Source organism: Acidisphaera rubrifaciens HS-AP3 (genome assembly GCF_000964365.1).
Lineage (GTDB): Bacteria > Pseudomonadota > Alphaproteobacteria > Acetobacterales > Acetobacteraceae > Acidisphaera > Acidisphaera rubrifaciens.
Genome location: NZ_BANB01001054.1, coordinates 1 through 369, shown reverse-complemented (window position 1 = coordinate 369; position 369 = coordinate 1). Strand labels below are relative to the sequence as shown.

The 369-nt window shown below is 70.5% G+C and carries 1 protein-coding gene; it reads right to left on the bottom strand.

The features are described from left to right. Window positions 1-369, bottom strand: a 369-nt coding sequence (locus tag B8460_RS20005; protein ID WP_048863387.1) for a TolC family protein, incomplete at both ends; no start/stop codon positions are given.

Below are 369 nucleotides of genomic sequence, written 5' to 3'. Positions count from 1 at the left end.
CGCGCGCTCGATCGCGATGTTGCCCTGGTTGCGGTCGAAGATCGGGATGTCACCGCTCGGCTGCGGGCCGATCGAATAGTCGTTGGTGTTGTCGCGGCCATAGGCGATGCCGAGCAGCAGATTGGGAAACTGGCCGATGATCGCGGCGCGCACCTTTTCCTCCTGGGCCTGATAGCCGTAGCGCAGCGCGACGAGATCGGGCCGGTGCTGCGCGAGTGCCGGCAGCGCGCGTCGCACCGCCTGCGGGTCGAGCGGCGGGACCACCGCGCGGGACGCGAGCGGCAGGACGACGTCGGGCGCGAGGCCGAGCAGCGCGTTGAGCGTGTGGCGCTCGGCCAGCATTTGCCGGTCCAGCGCGGCGAGCGTGAT